We start from the raw sequence: 16,387 nt of genomic DNA on the forward strand, positions 1-16,387 counted from the left end.
TGAGGGTTGCCTCGGGCGGGCCGGGCCGGTCTGATGGGCCGGTGGACACGCGAAGTGCGGTAGAGGCCGTTTGGCGGATCGAGTCGGCGCGGGTGATCGCTGGTCTCGCGCGGATGACCCGCGACGTGGGCCTCGCCGAGGAGCTGGCGCAGGACGCGCTCGTCGCCGCGCTCGAACAGTGGCCGGAGACCGGGGTGCCGCGCAACCCGGGCGCCTGGCTGATGACGATCGCCAAGCGGCGGGCCATCGACCTGTTCCGGCGGAACGAAACCCTCGGCCGCAAGCTGGACGAGATCGGCCGGGAAGCCGAACAACTCGGCGAGGGCGTGCTGCCGGACTTCGACGCGGTGCTCGACGACGAGCAGATCGAGGACGACCTGCTGCGGCTGGTGTTCACCGCGTGCCACCCGGTGCTGTCCACCCAGGCGCGGGTGGCGCTCACGCTGCGCATGCTCGGCGGGCTCAGCACCGACGAGATCGCCCGCGCGTTCCTGGTGAAGGAATCCACTGTCGCGCAACGCATCGTGCGGGCGAAGAAGACGCTCGCCGAGGCCAAGGTGCCGTTCGAAACACCGGTCGGCGGCGAGCGCGTGGCGCGGGTCCCGGCCGTGCTCGAAGTGATCTACCTGATCTTCAACGAGGGCTACTCCGCCACGCGCGGCGACGACTGGATGCGGCCCGCGCTGTGCGAGGACGCGTTGCGGCTCGGCCGGGTGCTGGCCGGGCTGATGCCCGGCGAACCGGAAGTGCACGGACTGGTCGCGTTGATGGAAATCCAGGCTTCGCGCTCGGCGGCGCGCACCGGTCCGAACGGCGAACCCGTGCTGCTGATGGACCAGGACCGCAGCCGCTGGGACCGCCTGCTGATCCAGCGCGGCCGCACCGCGCTGGCCCGGTCCGAACAGCTGGCGGACGGCATGTACGGGCCGTATTCCGCGCAGGCCGCGATCGCCGCGTGCCACGCCGTCGCGGTTGCGCCGGAGGAGACCGACTGGGCGCGGATCGCGGCGCTGTACGCGGGTCTTGCGCAGCTCACGCCGTCTCCGGTGATCGAGCTGAACCGGGCCGTCGCGGTCTCGATGGCGGAGGGGCCGGAAGCCGGGCTGGCGCTGGTGGACAAATTGCTGACTGAGCCCGCGCTGAAGAACTACCATCTGCTGCCGAGCGTGCGCGGCGACTTTCTGTACAAGCTGGGCCGCCGGGACGAGGCGCGCGCCGAGTTCGAGCGCGCGGCGAAGATGACCGGCAACGAGCGGGAGCGCGTGCTGCTGCTGGAACGGGCCGAGTCGTGCAGCAAGCTGGAAGCGGGAACGAGGTAGCGGGGCACTGTGCGGTGCGGCAGTGATCGACATGCCCGCAACGGTCCACCACACGGCCGACAATTCCCGCTGTCACCGTCGGCCATCCCCAGGGTTGTCCACAAGTCGACATGCCTGTGGATAACCTGTTTCCGCAGGTGGCAGCACCGGAAATCGGCTGTCCGACCCGATCCGGTGAATGGCCTCAACGATTTCGGACGTACCCCAGCCGCATCGACAACGCGGCCGCGGTCCCGGCTACCGTCGCGCCCAGTTCGTCCGCCCGGCGCATCACCCGCGGGGCCGGTCCGGCGACGCTGATCGCCGCGATCGGACGGCCCGAGTGGTCCCGCACGGCCGCCGCGACGCAGCCGACGTCCGGCTCGTTCTCCAGGTCGTCGACGGCCCAGCCGCGACGTCGCGTGCGCGCTAGCTCGTCCAGCAGCCGGACCGGGTCGTTGATGGTCTTCAGCGTGAGGCTGTCCAGCTTCATCCGGCGCACGCGCTCCACCCGGTCAGCCTCCGGCAACGCGGCCAGCCAGGCCTTGCCCAGCGACGTCGCGTGCTGCGGCCGTCGAGTGCCGAGGCGGCAGGAGAGCGTGACCGCGCTGGCGCTGCGCTCGGTCGCGACGTAGACCATCGCGTCGTTGTCCGGCACCGCGAGGTACGTCGTCTCACCGGAACGCTCGGCCAGCGCGGTGAGATACCGCGGCGCGCAGCGGTGCAGGTCGGTCGCCGCCATCGCGCGGGCGCCCAGTTCGACCAGCCGGGTGCCGAGCCGCACGCGTCCGGTGACGGTGTCCGCCTCCAGGTACTCCAGCCGCTTCAGCGTGCCGACGATCCGGTAGGCGGCGCTGCGGGACAGACCCAGTTGCCGGGCGAGCGCGTTCGTGGAAATTTCCTGGTGCTGCCCGACGTGTTCGAGCACCGCCAGCCCGCGCTCCAGGGTGCCGCTTTGGTCCAGCCCGCTTGCTGCTGCGTCCACGTTCGCCCTCCGCCTGTCGCTCTGCGTTCCCGGTCACCGGTGCGTGGTGCCATCAAGCGGGGTTGGACGCTAACACCTCCGATGTATGGACGGAAGATCTTGACCGAACTCTGTCATTGGGTGCGTTCGAGGTTGCGCCGAATGGTTCAACCTCCGATCGGTAAGACTGCTTACAAAGGGTAACGGAGACTGGAGTCACCCTCTCAGGAAAATCACAGCGGTTGTGCCGCACGGTTTGTCGTGATGTCAACACGTCTGCGTACCCGGGCGTCGGTCGCCGCCGGGCGGCTGACCGCGTGGTTTTCCCGTACCGCCCGGCTGGGCCGAGGCGGGGTGATCGGCGGCCGGGTCACGCTGCGGCTCGACCCCAAGGCGTTGCGCAGGCTCGGCCGCGATCGCACGGTCGTGATCATCACCGGCACGAACGGCAAGACCACCACGTCGCTGATGCTGACCCGCGCGCTCGAAGCGCTCGCCGAGGTCGCGCACAACGGCGACGGCGCGAACATGCCCGACGGTCTGGTGGCCGCGCTCGCCGCCCGCCCGGACGCGCCGTACGCGGTGCTGGAGGTGGACGAAACCTACGTTCCGTGGGTGGCCGAGCAGGTGCAGCCCGCGGCGCTCGTGCTGCTCAATCTCAGCCGTGACCAGCTCGACCGCGTCGGCGAGGTCCGGATGATGGAGCGCGACCTCCGCGCCGCCTTCGCCGGGCTGTCGCGCACGGTCGTGGTCGCGAACTGCGACGACGTGCTGGTCACCTCAGCGGCTTCGGCGGCGATGCGCCCGGTGTGGGTCGGCACTGGACGGCGCTGGTCGGGTGATTCCGTCTCCTGCCCGCGCTGCGGCGGTGCGATCACGCATACCGATCGCGAATGGCGTTGTGCGGTGTGCGCTTTCGCTCGCCCGGAGCCGACCTGGACCCTCGACGGCGACCTGGTCCACACGCCCGGCGGCCGGCAAGTCGACCTCGACCTGCGGCTGCCCGGCGAGGCCAACCGCGCTAACGCGGCTCTCGCGCTCGCCGCCGCGCACTGCGTTGGCGTGCCACCGCACACCGCCGCGGCCCGGCTGCGCACCATCACCGACATCGGCGGCCGCTACCGCACGATTCGCCGCACACGGCATTCAGTTCGGCTCATGCTTGCGAAAAATCCGGCGGGCTGGGCCGAAACGTTGCGCGTCCTCGACGAAGACACCCCGGTCGTCGTCGCGGTCAACGCGCACGAAGCGGACGGCCGTGATCTGTCGTGGCTCTGGGACGTGCACTTCGAGCGGTTGCGCGGCCGTCAGGTCGTCGTGGCCGGTGAGCGGTCCGCGGATCTCGCGGTGCGGCTTTGCTACGCCGAGGTGCCGCATTGGTCGGCCCCGGACCCGGTCAGCGCGATCGACACGCTGCCGCCGGGCGGGGTCGAACTCGTCGCGAACTACACCGCCTTCCGTGACCTGGTGGACCGGTTGCCTGATGTCTGACTCGACCGTCGGCATCGGCCTTCTGCTGCCCGAGGTACTGGGGACGTACGGCGATTCCGGCAATGCGCAGGTGCTTTGCAAACGCTTGCAGTGGCGCGGTTACGACGCCGAGGTGGTGCCGGTTTCGCTGGACTCCGCGGTGCCGTCCACTTTGGACCTCTACCTGCTCGGCGGCGGCGAGGACATGGCGCAGGTGCTGGCCGCGGACTTCCTGCGCAACTCGGCGGGCCTGCGCAGCGCGGCGGACGCGGGACGTCCGGTGTTCGGGGTGTGCGCTGGTCTGCAGATCCTCGGCACGCGCTTCCGCGGCGTTGACGGCATCGAACACGCTGGGCTTGGCCTGCTCGACCTTGTCACCGAGCCGGCTGAGCAGCGTGCGGTGGCTGAGCTGATCGTCGAACCGAACCTGCTCGATACGCCGTTGACGGGCTTCGAGAATCACCAGGGCGCGAGCGTGCTCGGCCCGGGCAGCGCACCGCTGGGCCGCGTCGTCCGGGGAACCGGCAACGGCGACGGCACCGAGGGCGCGGTCACCGATCACGTCCTCGGCACCTACCTCCACGGCCCGGCGCTGGCGCGCAATCCCGAGCTGGCTGATCTGCTGTTGTCGTGGGTGCTCGGCCATGTGCTGAAGCCGTTGGACCTGACTGAGGTGGATGCGCTGCGCTCGGAACGGCTGGCCGCACGCCGCGCCCGATGACCTCCCTCCGCGCTCGTTACGCTGCGTGCGTGAGACTTCTCGCTGCCGCAGGTGTCCGGATGCGGACAACCGGGGTTGCCGTGCTCGCGCTCGCGTTGGCCATCGCGACCGCGTGCGTCGTCGTGGTGCTGTTGCTGCAACAGTCGCTCGACCGAAGTGTCACCGAGAGCGCGCGAAGTACCGCGCGGCAGGTTGCTGTCCAGCTCGTGCGCGCGGGCGCGCGAGACCTGTCTCCGAGCGACGTCGCGAGCACTGGCGACACTGAAGCCGTGACGCAGGTCCTCGGGCCGCGAAGCACGCCTATCGCGAGCGACCCGGCGATTGTCGGCCGTCCGGCTATCACCGCCGCGCGCCCGGCTCCGGGACAGGAGACTGTCGAGACCCTGCCGCTCGGCTTAGACGGCGACGGCAGCGACTACCGCTTGGTTTCGGAAGGTGTCAACGGACCGGGCGGACCGTTCACCGTTATCTCGGCACGGTCGCTTGAGCCGGTCACTGAAGCCTCTGCTCGGCTTACGCTGCTGCTAGGGCTGATCTCGCTGCCGCTGCTCGGTATCGCCGGTTTCGCGGTGTACCGCTCCGTCGGCTCTGCGCTTCGCCCAGTGGAGCGGATGCGGCGCACTGTCGCCGAGATTTCGACGCGCGACCTCGCGTTGCGCGTACCGCTGCCGCCTGGCGGCGACGAGGTGCACCGGCTTGCTGTCACGCTCAACGAGATGCTTGAGCGGCTTGGTTCCGCACAGGCCGCGCAACGCCGCTTCGTCGCCGACGCGAGTCACGAGCTGCGCTCGCCGCTGTCGACCATCAGCACTGCCCTAGACGTTTCTAACCAGCACCCGGAGACCACTAGCGAATTGGTACCGGTGATTACTCGCGAGACCGCGCGCCTGCGAGAGCTAGTCGACGACCTTCTGATGCTCGCGCGCACCGACGACGCCACCGACCGGCCCGCGCGTACTGAAGTCGATCTGGACGACATCGTTCGCGCCGAAGCCGAACGCGTACGCGGCGAAGCGGCTGTCGAGATCGAAGTGCGCGCGGGACCGGCGAAGGTGCGTGGCAGTGAGGCGCAGCTGCGTCGCGCCGTACGCAATCTCGTCGACAACGCATGCGGGCACGCGCGCGAGCGGATCCGGATTGCGAGTTCGGTGCAAGATGAGATGGTCGTGGTGGAGGTGAGTGACGACGGCCCGGGCGTCGCCGAGGACGACCGGGAGCGAGTGTTCGAGCGGTTTGTGCGGCTGGATGCTTCGCGACGGCGCGGCGGGACCGGACTGGGCTTGTCGATCGTGGCCGGCATCGCGGCCCGGCACGGCGGCCGCGCGCGGTACCTCGACGTGGCCGACCCGAGCTACCCGGGTGCGCATTTCGTGATCGAACTGCCGAGCATCGAATTGCCCCGGATCCAGGAGGACTGAGCATGCGGTTGCTGATCGTGGAGGACGAGCTGGAGTTCGCCGAAACCCTTCGCCGTGGCCTGGTCGCCGAGGGGTTCACGGTGAACGTGGCGCACACCGGACGGGACGGGCTCTGGTCGGCGACGGAGCACGATTACGATGCCGTGGTGCTCGACATCATGCTTCCCGAGCTTTCCGGCTACGAAGTGCTGAAACGCTTGCGGGCGGCGGAGAATTGGACGCCGGTGCTGATGCTCACGGCGAAGGACGGCGAGTACGACGAGGCCGACGCGTTCGATCTCGGTGCGGACGATTATCTCTCGAAACCGTTCTCGTTCGTCGTTTTGCTGGCTCGGCTGCGGGCGTTGCTTCGGCGGGGCGCTCCGGCTCGTCCGGCGGTGTTGACCGCTGGGGATCTGCAGCTCGACCCGGCTGCGCGGACTGTCCACAGGGGAGAGACGCGGATCGAGTTGACCGCGCGGGAGTTCGGGTTGCTGGAGTTTCTGCTGCGGCGGCAGGGGGCGGCGTTGACCAAGAACGAGATTCTTGGCCACGTTTGGGACGCGCATTACGAGGGGGACGAGAACGTGGTCGAGGTTTATGTGGGGTATTTGCGGCGGAAGATCGACGCGCCGTTCGGGACGCGGACGATCGAGACGGTGCGCGGGGTAGGGTATCGGCTTGTCGGATGAGCGGACACGTCATTCTCCTCAATGGCGCGTCCAGTTCCGGCAAGTCGAGTATCGCGGCGGAGTTGCTGGACGTGCTGCCGGGTCCGTATTTCTCGCTGCCCCGGGACGCGGTCAACAGCATGCGATCGCGGACGCAGACCCCCGAATTCGGCACGCCGGAGTTCGACGAGGTTTTCGAACGGACGGTGCGCGGCTACCACCGCATGCTGGCCGGGCTCGCGGCGGCGGGCAACGGCGTGATCGCCGACCACGTACTCCGGCCGCCTTGGCTTGCCGACTGCCTGGAAGTGTTGCGGGAGCAGGAAGTTACCCTCGTAGGCGTGCACTGTCCGCTACCGGAGCTGCGACGGCGCGAGCAGGCGCGGGGTAACCGCCCCGCCGGTCTGGCGGAGCGGCAGTATCCGATCGTGCACGCCCATGACGATTATGACCTCGAATGTGACACGTCGGTACACAGTCCGAAAGAATGCGCACAATTAATCGCGGAATTCATCGATAAAACAGGGCGTTCCCGAGCATTCGCCCGGTTAAGCCAGTGAAATCCCCGCCACTGCCCGTACCACGGCAGTGCACCGATCCTCGACATACTCCAACCCGGCCTCGGAAGCGATCCTCCGCGCCTCCGCCGACACGATCCCCTGCTGCAGCCACAACGCCTTGGCCCCGATCGCCACCGCGGAACGGGCGATGTCCGGTGCTTCCCCGGCCGGACGGAAGACGTCCACCAGATCCACCGGCTCCGGAATGTCCTCCAGCGACCGGTACGCCTTCTCCCCGAGCAGTTCAGTCGCCGACGGGTGCACCGGGATGATCCGGAAACCGTGCGCCTGCAGCGAAGCCGGTACGCCGTGCGCGGCCTTGCCCGGGTCGCGGCTCAGGCCGACCACGGCGATTGTGCGCGCGCTGGCGAGGATCTCTTCAGGCTTCATATCCTCCTCAACATCCCAATCCAGCGAACGATTCCGCCACGTCACAACCGCCACAGCCGCAAGCCGCGGACGCGGTACACCGGCCACAGCACGTGCCACGGCGACCGCCGCAGGAACGCGGAGCTGCACACCAGAACATTGCGCGCGACAGTGGACGCGACTTCGTGCCGGTCCGGCCACGCTTCGCCGCGGGTGCCGAGCGCTAGGCGAAGGACGGTCAGCAGACCGCGTCCTTGCAGGTCATAGCGAGCACCGGTGTCGCCCGCGTTGGGGATGAGGCGGGCGATTTCCACCCGAAAGGCATCAGCGACCGGCGCACCTGGCGGCACGTCGAACACGCTGCCCGCGATCGCACGGCCATGCAGCCGACGCGCGAATCGCGCGAGCAGCCGTCGTTCCCACCACGGCAGCAACCGGCGGTGCGCCAGCAGTGCGGCACACTCGCTGTGGCCGAGGGCGAAAACCTCGGCGAGATCGTCGTACCGACTGATCGCGGTCGGCTCCGCCAGGTGCAGCCGCACCTCGAAGCGGATCCGCGCGATCAGCTCGTCGATTGCTTCCCGCCGGTCGAGCCGTGCCTTCTGCCGCGAAGCCGCCCAGTCGCCCATGGGCCCACACTCTGAACCCGGCGGCGCACCGAGTCCAGTGGTTCAGCCGATCTTCGACCCGTACATCTCGCCGAGGTCGTCCGCGATCAGTTCGATCCGGGCGCCGTCCGGGTCGGCGAAGTAGATCGACGTGCCGCTCTCTTCCTGGTACTGCACGCCGGCGGCGTCGAGCCGGGAGCGCGCGCCCGCCCAGGCTTCCGGGGTGAGCGACAGGGCCAGGTGGTGCAGCCCGCCGAGCACCTCCGCGTACGGGCCGAGGTCGAGGCCGGGCAGGTCGAAGAACGCGACCGCGTTGCCGTTGCCGACGTCGAAGAAGAAGTGGCTCGACCCCGGGTAGTCGCGGTTTTCGATCAGCTCGGTGAGTGGGAAGCCGAGAATATCCTGGTAGAAGGTGATCGTCCGCTCGACGTCGCTGGACAGCAGCGCGGTGTGGTGAATGCCGCGGCCGACGGTCGCCGGGCGTTCCGCGGCGGGGTGCAGGTGCTGCTCCCGCAGCCGGTCGCGGGCCTGCGCGAGCTGGGCGACTTCGGTCTCGGTGGGTGCCATCGCGGGTCACGTCCTCTCTGGGAGCCAACACGAAGTACAGTACGCCGACAAACTCTCGCGCGCAAGAGATTAGCGAGCGAGAGAAGCAGCTCGTACCGGTGAATGGAACGACCGGGTTGGCTCAGGCGGCGCGGTCAGGCAAAGTCCGACCCGTGGAACCCGCTGAGCTGCAGGACGCCGTCGCACTGCTGAAAAGCGCGTACGAGCGCCACGAGCCGATCGATCCGCTCGTGAAGACCTTCCCCGAGGGCACCATCGAAGACGCCTACCGCGTGCAGCAGGAGCAAGTCCGCGCGTGGGTGGCTGCGGGAGACGTGGTGCGCGGCCACAAGGTCGGCCTCGCCTCCGCGGCGATGCAGCGCCAGATGGGCGTGAACCAGCCCGACTTCGGGCACCTCACCAGCTCGATGTTCCTGCTCGAACACCAGCCGATCCCGACCACGCGGTTCCTTCAGCCGCGCATCGAACCGGAAATCGCGTTCGTGCTCGGCGCGCCGCTGCGCGGTCCGGGCGTGACCGTCGCTGACGCCGTCCGCGCGGTCGACTTCGTGCTTCCGTCGCTGGAGATCGTCGACTCACGGGTCCGCGACTGGAAAATCTCGATCTTCGACACCGTCGCGGACAACGCGTCGTCCGGCGGCGTCATCCTCGGCAGCAGTCCGACCAACCTGCGTGACGTCGACCTGCGGCTCGCTGGCTGCACGCTGCACGTCAACGGCCAGCTCGCGGCCACCGGCGCGGGCGGCGCGGTGCTGGGTTCGCCGATCAACGCCTTGGTATGGCTGGCCAACACGGTCGGCCCGCTCGGGGTGACGCTGGAGCCCGGCCACGTCGTACTGCCCGGTTCGATGACCGCCGCGCAGACCGTCCGCCCCGGCGACACCGTCGTGGCGACCATGGCCGGCCTGGGCAGTGTGACCGCGGTATTCGCGCCGGAGGAGGACAAATGACCGCCGAAATCGTTGCCGCAGCGCAGGAATTGCTCAACCGGACGGAAGAGGGCACGCAGCTCACCGACACCTGGTCAGACCTTGACCTCGCCACTGCGTACGCGATCCAGGACGAGGCTCTGCGGCTGCGTCAGGAACGCGGCGAGACGCTGATCGGGGTGAAACTCGGGCTCACCTCACGCGCGAAGCAACAGCGGATGGGCGTCGAAGAACCCCTGCTCGCGTGGCTGACCGACGCGATGGTGCTGCCCGCGGGCGCGCCGACGCCGCGGCTCATCCACCCGCGCGCGGAGCCGGAACTGGTGTTCGTGCTCGGCGAGCGGCTCGCCGGTCCTGGCGTCACCGCGGCTACCGCTCTCGCGGCGGTTTCCCAGGTGTACGGCGGAATCGAGATCATCGACAGCCGCTACCGCGACTACCGTTTCACGTTGCCGGACGTCGTCGCGGACAACGGTTCGTCGGCGCTGTTCGGGCTCGGCTCGGTCGGCCGTCCACCGTCCTCTTTGGACCTTTCACTGGAAGCCGCGCTGCTCGAAGTGGACGGTCAGATCGTCGACACCGCGACCGGTGCCGCCGTGCAGGGCCATCCGGCCGAGGCGTTGGCGCTGGCGGCGAACTCACTGGCCGCGCGCGGATTGGCGCTCGAACCGGGCTGGCTCGTGCTGACCGGCGGGATGACCGACGCCGTCGAACTGCGTCCCGGCTCCCGCGTCGCCGCGCACTTCTCGAACCTGGGCTCGGTGACGATCAGCGGGTAGCGAGCCGTTTGATCCCGGCGATCACGCGCGGCCACACCTCGCGCGGCAGGTCGTGTCCCATACCGGGCACGAGATCGAGGTCCGCGCCCAGCGCGCGGGCCGTCGCGCGCCCGCCGGAGCGGTGCACGAGCGGATCGGCCGTACCGTGAATCACCAGCGACGGCACGGAAAGCCGACGCAGATCGGCGGTCCGGTCGCGGGAGGACAGGATCGCGGCGAGCTGCCGGAACACGCCCGCCGGGTTGAGGCCGCGGTCGTACGTGCGTTCCGCGCGCTGGCGGAAATGGTCCTCGTCGAACTGGTATTCGCGCGAGCCGATCAGCTTTGACGTGCGCACCAGCTGCGTCACGTAGTCCTCTCGCGTACGCGGCCCCGGAGCCAGCATCGCGAGCGCGGCCCGCGGGCTGGGCAGGCCGACAGTGCGCGCGCCGGTGGTCGACATGATCGAGGTCAGTGTCCGGACGCGCTGCGGATGCCGGATCGCGAACTCCTGCGCGATCATCCCGCCCATCGACGTGCCGACCACGTGCGCGCTCTCGATGTCGAGAGCGTCGAGCAGTTTGCCCGCGTCGTCGGCCAGATCGCCGAGCGAGTACGGCGCGGACCGCAGGAAGTACGCGAGCGGCAGGCTGGCCCGGCCGGTCCACCACTGCGAACGCCCGACGTCGCGGTTGTCGAACCGGTGCACGTGGAAACCGGCCGCGGCGAGCTGGGCGCAGAACTCGTCGTCCCACCAGATCATCGGCGCGGCAAGGCCCATCACCAGCAGCAACGGCGGCGCGTCCGGATCGCCGAACGATTCGTGGCACAGGGTGATGCCGTCGGCCTCGACAGTCTGCTCGGTCATGGCTCCAGTTTCGCGCACGGCTTGGTCGATCGCCGTCGACCGGGTACGCTCCCGCTAGAGCGATCTATCAAATCGCACGGGGGTGAGCAGCATGGACGTTCTGCGCGAGAAGGGACTCGGCCCGCTGCGGATGATTCTGGTGTTCACCCTGGTCAGCACGGTCCTGCACTACACCCACAACGTCGTGCGCGCGGCGGACTACCCGCAGATCCCGGGCGTCAGCGTGCAGGCCGCGCAGATCCTGGTGGCCCTCAGCTGGGTGGTCTTCACCGTGTTCGGCGCGCTCGGCTACCGCGCCTACGTGCACGGCCGGTACTGGCGTTCGCTGGCGTTTCTGCTGGTCTACTCGCTGTCCGGGCTGGCGAGCGCGGGACATTTCCTCGTCGGCGTGCCGCGGATCCCGGCGTTCTGGTTCGCGACGATCTTCACCGACTCGTTCGCGGCGCTCGCGCTGTGGGTATTCGTCTGCTGGACGGCGATGCGGCTCAACCGGGTGAGCGTCGCGGGGCAAATGTCTACACAACATTGACGTTCGTTGAAACCTTGTAGACAATCGAGGACGTGACCACCACCACACCTGTCACATTCGAGCGGCATCCGGACACTTACCGGCACTGGCGGCTGACCGTCGAGGGCGAGGTCGCCTGGCTGGAGATGGACGTCGACGAACAGGGCGGCCTCGTGCCCGGGTACGAGCTGAAGCTCAACTCATACGACCTCGGCGTCGACATCGAGTTCTACGACGCCACGCAGCGGCTGCGGTTCGAACATCCACAGGTACGCGCGGTGATCGTGACGAGCGCCAAAGACAAGGTGTTCTGCGCCGGGGCCAATATCCGGATGCTCGCCGCGTCGCCGCACGAGTGGAAGGTGAACTTCTGCAAGTTCACCAACGAGACCCGCAACGGCATCGAGGACGCGACCGAGTTCTCCGGCCAGACCTACGTCGCGGCAGTGAATGGCAGCTGTGCCGGCGGTGGTTACGAGATCGCGCTGGCCTGCGAGAAGATCCTGCTGGTCGACGACAACTCGTCCACGGTCGCGTTGCCCGAGGTGCCGTTGCTCGGCGTGCTGCCGGGCACCGGCGGGCTCACGCGGGTGGTCGACAAACGGCGCGTCCGGCGGGATCTCGCGGACGTGTTCGCGACGCGGCCGGACGGGGTCAAGGGCCGGACCGCGGTCGACTGGCGGCTGGTGGACGAGCTGGTGCCGCGCGTCGGATTCCGGGAGAAGGTGCTGGCGCGGGCGCACGACCTCGCCGCCGAATCCGACCGGTTGCCCGCTGAGCGGGGGATCGAGCTGGCCCCGCTGGAGCCGTCGGTGACCGCCGACAGCATCGAGTACCGGCACGTCCGGATCGCGTACGACCGGCCGAACTCGCTGGTCACGCTCACCGTGCTCGGTCCTTCCGGAGAACCGGCGCTCGACGGTTGGCTGCTGCGGCTGACCCGCGAGCTGGACGACGCGATCCTGCGGCTGCGCACGAACGAACCGGAACTCGGTACCTGGGTTTTGAAGACCGAAGGCGATCCGGTGCAGGTGCTCGCGCACGAGGAGGTCGTGCTCAGCGGAAAAGACTGGCTGAGCAACGAAATCCTGCACTACTACAAGCGCACGCTGAAGCGGCTGGACGTCACCAGCCGCACCTTGATCGCGTTGATCGAACCGGGCAGCTGCTTCGCGGGCAGCCTGCTTGAGCTGGCCTTCGCGGCGGACCGGCAGTACCTGCTGGACGGGCCGCCGATCGACGACGAGGATTCGCCGGAACGCGCGTCGATCACCTTGTCGGAGGCCAATTTCGGCGTCTTCCCGATGGGCAACGGACTGTCCAGGCTCCAGTCGCGGTTCTACGGCGACGACGACCACCTGAGGTGGCTGGCCCGCGAACGCGACCGTGCGCTGAGCGCCGCCGAGGCCGTCGAACTCGGCCTGGTCACCGACGCCCCGGACGACCTCGACTGGGCGGACGAGATCCGGATCGCGCTGGAAGGCCGGGCCTCGCTGTCGCCCGACGCGCTCACCGGGATGGAGGCGAACCACCGGTTCGTCGGCCCGGAAACGATCGAAACCAAGATCTTCGGGCGGCTGACCGCCTGGCAGAACTGGATCTTCACCCGACCGAACGCCTCCGGGCCCGAGGGCGCGCTGCGTCGTTACGGCACCGGGCAGAAGGCGGTCTTCGACAGGAAGCGGGTCTGAACCGATGCCCGAAAAGATCGACTACGACGCCAAAATCCCGAACAACGTCCAGCTCGCCGACGACCGCAGGCTGCAGCGCGCGCTGGAGGGCTGGCAGCCGAAGTTCATGAACTGGTGGGGCGAGATGGGTCCCACGCTGGAGACCGAGGGCGTCTACCTGCGCACCGCGGTGAGCGTCGGCCGCGACGGCTGGGCGCACTTCGACCACGTCAACGTCCCGGACTACCGCTGGGGCATCTTCCTCGCCGAGCGGGAACAGGACCGGCGGATCGCGTTCGGCGAGCACGCCGGCGAACCGGTGTGGCAGCAGGTGCCCGGCGAGTATCGCGCCGACCTGCAGCGGCTGATCGTGATCCAGGGCGACACCGAACCGGCGTCGGTTGAGCAGCAGCGACTGCTCGGGCTCACCGCGCCTTCGCTGTACGACCTGCGCAATCTCTTCCAGGTGAATGTGGAAGAGGGGCGGCACCTGTGGGCGATGGTGTACCTGCTGCACGCGTACTTCGGCCGCGAAGGCCGGGACGAGGCCGAGGGACTGCTGCTGCGCAACTCCGGCAGTCCGGACGCGCCGCGCATCCTCGGCGCGTTCAACGAGGAAACGGCCGACTGGCTCGCGTTCTACATGTTCACCTACTTCACCGACCGCGATGGGAAATACCAGCTCGGCACGTTGAAGGAAAGCTCGTTCGACCCGCTGTCGCGCACCTGCGAGTTCATGCTCAAGGAAGAGGCGCACCACATGATGGTGGGCACCACTGGCGTCGACCGGGTGGTGCAGCGCAGCGCCGATCTCATCCGCGAGCACGACACGTACGACATCGCGTCGCACGGCGGGATCCCGCTGGAGGTGATCCAGCGATACCTGAACTTTCACTACACCGTGTCGCTCGACCTGTTCGGCAGTGAAACGTCGACGAACGCGGCGAACTACTACACCGCCGGGCTCAAGGGCCGCTGGCAGGAGACGCGGCGCAAGGACGACCACAAACTCACCGAGGACAGCCGCCTGCTGGAGCGTCCGCGCGACGACGGGACCTGGACGTCCGAGGAACTGCAGGCCATTCTGCTGCTGAATCTCGACCTGCGCGGCGAGTACACCGCGGACTGCCAGACCGGGGTCAACCGGTGGAACAAGATCCTCGGCGACGCGGGCATCGACTTCCGGTTCGCGTTGCCGCACCCTGGTTTCAACCGCGAGGTGGGCATAAACTCCGGCCACCACGTCACTCCGGACGGCAGCATCGTCGACGAGGCCACGTGGGAGGCAGCGCGGCGCAAATGGCTGCCGACGACCGAGGACCTGACGTTCGTCCGGTCGCTCATGCACCCGGTGTACGAGCGCGGGAAGATCGCCAGCTGGGTCGCACCGCCGAGGCAGGGCATCAACGGCAAACCTTTCGACTACGAGTACGTGTACCTCACCTGAGGGGGCACCGATGACGGTTCCCGCGAACTTCAACGCCGCGGAGTACCTGCTCGGCCAAGGCCGTCCGGACGCGCTCGCGGTCGTCTCACCGCGGCGCACGCTCAGCTACGGCGAACTCGCCGCCGAGACCCACCGGGTCGCGGCCGGACTGCGCGCGCTCGGTGTGCGTCCGGAGGAGCGGGTCATGTTCTGCATGGTCGACGACGTCGAACTGCTGAGCGGGATCCTCGGCGCGATGCTGGTCGGCGCGGTCGCGGTTCCGGTGTCCACTATGGTCACCGGGCTGGAACTGGGCCAGGTGCTCGCCGATTCGCGGGCGCGGGTGCTGTGCGTGTCCGGCGAGTTTTCCGCGCAGGCGGCGGGCGCGCTGACCGGTGCGCCCGAGGTGACCGACGTGGTGCTCGACCGGGCGGACCCGGCGGAATTCCCCTTCGGAGTGCGGACGCATCGGTGGCCGCTGACCCCGGCAGACGATGTCGTGGCCTCGCCGGCCTGGGAGGATTCGCCCGCGCTGTGGCTGTACACGTCGGGCACGACCGGCAAGCCGAAGGGCGCGATGCACCGGCACGGGAGCATCCGCGCGGTGTGCTCGACTTACGCTTCGCAGGTGCTTGGAGTGTCCTCTTCGGACCGATTCTTGTCAGTGCCGAAGTTGTTCTTTGCTTATGGTCTTGGAAATTCGGCGTTCTTCCCACTCTCTTGCGGAGGGACGACGCTGCTGGAACCGGCACGTCCGACGCCGGGGATCATTGCCGCGCGGGCGCGGGCGGACCGGCCGACGCTGTTCTTCGGCGTGCCGACCTTCTATGCGGCGCTGTTGGCCAGTGACGTGCCGGACGACTCGTTCTCCTCGGTGCGGTACGCGGTTTCGGCTGGGGAGCCGTTGCCGTCGGCGCTGTTGGCACGGTTCCGTGAGCGGTTCGGGGTCGAGATTCTGGACGGGATCGGGTCGACCGAGGCGTTGCATATCTTCCTGTCCAACCAGCCGGGTGCGGTACGGCCGGGCAGTACCGGGGTGGCGGTGCCGGGGTACTCGGTCGAAATCCGGGACGAGCAGGGTGCGGTGATTTCGGAAGCGGGACGGCCGGGTGAGCTGTTCGTCTCCGGCCCGTCCATCGCGACTGGGTACTGGGCGCGATACGAGACTACGAAACAGGTTTTTCAGGGGCCGTGGTTGCGCACCGGGGACAGCTACGTGCGTAACTCCGACGGTACGTATACCTGTCTCGGCCGGTTTGGGGACATGCTGAAGGCGGGCGGGATTTGGGTGTCTCCGTCCGAAGTGGAGGAACGACTGCTGCAACATCCGGCGGTTGCCGAGGTAGCGGTGGTCGCCGCGCCGGACGAAGACGGACTGGACAAACCGGTGGCCTGCGTTGTCGCCGCGCCTTCGTCCGCTGTGGACGCTGAGGAGCTGATCGAGTTTTGCCGGGAGGGCTTGGCGGCGTTCAAGCGGCCGCGCGGGGTGGTCGAGATGGCCGAGCTGCCGAAGACCGCGACCGGGAAGATCCGGCGGAACGTGATCCGCGAAATGGTGCGCGAGTCGCTGCTCGTGCCGCAGCCGCAATCGTGATCGACTGGC

The 16,387-nt window shown here is 68.5% G+C and carries 17 protein-coding genes; 12 read left to right on the forward strand and 5 right to left on the reverse strand.

The features are described from left to right. The first annotated feature begins 41 nt into the window (after positions 1-41). A complete protein-coding gene (locus BM362_RS08175) occupies positions 42-1,319 on the forward strand; it encodes an RNA polymerase sigma factor (protein WP_093572601.1) in 1,278 nt (425 codons plus the stop codon). A 184-nt stretch (positions 1,320-1,503) separates the two neighbouring features. On the opposite strand, the gene BM362_RS08180 is transcribed toward BM362_RS08175, so the two are convergent. Beyond that, positions 1,504-2,283, reverse strand: a complete 780-nt coding sequence (locus BM362_RS08180) for an IclR family transcriptional regulator (protein ID WP_161269810.1) — start codon at positions 2,281-2,283, stop codon at positions 1,504-1,506. Positions 2,284-2,526: 243 nt separating this feature from the next. Between BM362_RS08180 and BM362_RS08185 the strand changes: the two genes are divergently transcribed. The 5 genes from BM362_RS08185 (at position 2,527) to BM362_RS08205 (ending at position 7,081) form a co-directional block, all read left to right on the forward strand. Beyond that, positions 2,527-3,753, forward strand: coding sequence for a MurT ligase domain-containing protein (locus tag BM362_RS08185; RefSeq protein WP_067576720.1), 1,227 nt, complete (start codon positions 2,527-2,529; stop codon positions 3,751-3,753). Beyond that, positions 3,746-4,453 (forward strand): type 1 glutamine amidotransferase, encoded by a 708-nt coding sequence (locus BM362_RS08190; protein WP_067576718.1) that lies wholly within the window; start codon positions 3,746-3,748, stop codon positions 4,451-4,453. The genes BM362_RS08185 and BM362_RS08190 overlap by 8 nt, the downstream gene beginning before the upstream one ends. Before the next feature lie 80 nt (positions 4,454-4,533). Then, complete coding sequence (locus tag BM362_RS08195; RefSeq protein WP_244287064.1) at positions 4,534-5,871, forward strand: HAMP domain-containing sensor histidine kinase; 1,338 nt, start codon at positions 4,534-4,536, stop codon at positions 5,869-5,871. 2 nt (positions 5,872-5,873) lie between these two features. Then, complete coding sequence (locus tag BM362_RS08200; RefSeq protein ID WP_093572602.1) at positions 5,874-6,542, forward strand: response regulator transcription factor; 669 nt, start codon at positions 5,874-5,876, stop codon at positions 6,540-6,542. Beyond that, positions 6,539-7,081, forward strand: a complete 543-nt coding sequence (locus tag BM362_RS08205) for a chloramphenicol phosphotransferase CPT family protein (RefSeq protein ID WP_093572603.1) — start codon at positions 6,539-6,541, stop codon at positions 7,079-7,081. Before BM362_RS08200 ends, BM362_RS08205 begins: the two co-directional genes overlap by 4 nt. On the opposite strand, the gene BM362_RS08210 is transcribed toward BM362_RS08205, so the two are convergent. The 3 genes from BM362_RS08210 to BM362_RS08220 are packed head-to-tail and all read right to left on the reverse strand — an operon-like array spanning position 7,070 to position 8,625. Next, a complete protein-coding gene (locus BM362_RS08210) occupies positions 7,070-7,471 on the reverse strand; it encodes a CoA-binding protein (protein WP_093572604.1) in 402 nt (133 codons plus the stop codon). The genes BM362_RS08205 and BM362_RS08210 overlap by 12 nt on opposite strands. Before the next feature lie 41 nt (positions 7,472-7,512). Further along, positions 7,513-8,079: a hypothetical protein gene (locus BM362_RS08215; RefSeq protein ID WP_093572605.1), complete on the reverse strand. Its 567-nt coding sequence runs from the start codon at positions 8,077-8,079 to the stop codon at positions 7,513-7,515. A 42-nt stretch (positions 8,080-8,121) separates the two neighbouring features. Beyond that, positions 8,122-8,625, reverse strand: a complete 504-nt coding sequence (locus BM362_RS08220) for a VOC family protein (protein ID WP_067576706.1) — start codon at positions 8,623-8,625, stop codon at positions 8,122-8,124. 152 nt (positions 8,626-8,777) lie between these two features. Between BM362_RS08220 and BM362_RS08225 the strand changes: the two genes are divergently transcribed. Beyond that, a complete protein-coding gene (locus tag BM362_RS08225; RefSeq protein WP_067576704.1) occupies positions 8,778-9,575 on the forward strand; it encodes a 2-keto-4-pentenoate hydratase in 798 nt (265 codons plus the stop codon). Then, positions 9,572-10,333, forward strand: a complete 762-nt coding sequence (locus BM362_RS08230) for a 2-keto-4-pentenoate hydratase (RefSeq protein ID WP_208865113.1) — start codon at positions 9,572-9,574, stop codon at positions 10,331-10,333. Before BM362_RS08225 ends, BM362_RS08230 begins: the two co-directional genes overlap by 4 nt. On the opposite strand, the gene BM362_RS08235 is transcribed toward BM362_RS08230, so the two are convergent. Then, entirely contained in the window at positions 10,323-11,180 is an 858-nt protein-coding gene (locus tag BM362_RS08235; RefSeq protein ID WP_093572606.1) for an alpha/beta fold hydrolase, read from the reverse strand. The genes BM362_RS08230 and BM362_RS08235 overlap by 11 nt on opposite strands. 91 nt (positions 11,181-11,271) lie before the next feature. On the opposite strand from BM362_RS08235, the gene BM362_RS08240 reads away from it, so the two are divergent. The 4 genes from BM362_RS08240 to BM362_RS08255 are packed head-to-tail and all read left to right on the forward strand — an operon-like array spanning position 11,272 to position 16,378. After that, positions 11,272-11,709: a hypothetical protein gene (locus BM362_RS08240; protein WP_093572607.1), complete on the forward strand. Its 438-nt coding sequence runs from the start codon at positions 11,272-11,274 to the stop codon at positions 11,707-11,709. Between the two features lie 32 nt (positions 11,710-11,741). Further along, positions 11,742-13,379, forward strand: coding sequence for a 2,3-epoxybenzoyl-CoA dihydrolase (boxC, locus tag BM362_RS08245; RefSeq protein ID WP_093572608.1), 1,638 nt, complete (start codon positions 11,742-11,744; stop codon positions 13,377-13,379). 4 nt (positions 13,380-13,383) lie between these two features. After that, on the forward strand, positions 13,384-14,805 hold the full coding sequence (boxB, locus tag BM362_RS08250; RefSeq protein ID WP_067576698.1) for a benzoyl-CoA 2,3-epoxidase subunit BoxB: 1,422 nt from the start codon (positions 13,384-13,386) through the stop codon (positions 14,803-14,805). A 10-nt stretch (positions 14,806-14,815) separates the two neighbouring features. Further along, positions 14,816-16,378 (forward strand): benzoate-CoA ligase family protein, encoded by a 1,563-nt coding sequence (locus BM362_RS08255; RefSeq protein WP_093572609.1) that lies wholly within the window; start codon positions 14,816-14,818, stop codon positions 16,376-16,378. Positions 16,379-16,387 lie beyond the last annotated feature (9 nt).

The organism is Amycolatopsis rubida (assembly GCF_900115345.1).
Classification (GTDB): Bacteria; Actinomycetota; Actinomycetes; order Mycobacteriales; family Pseudonocardiaceae; genus Amycolatopsis; species Amycolatopsis rubida.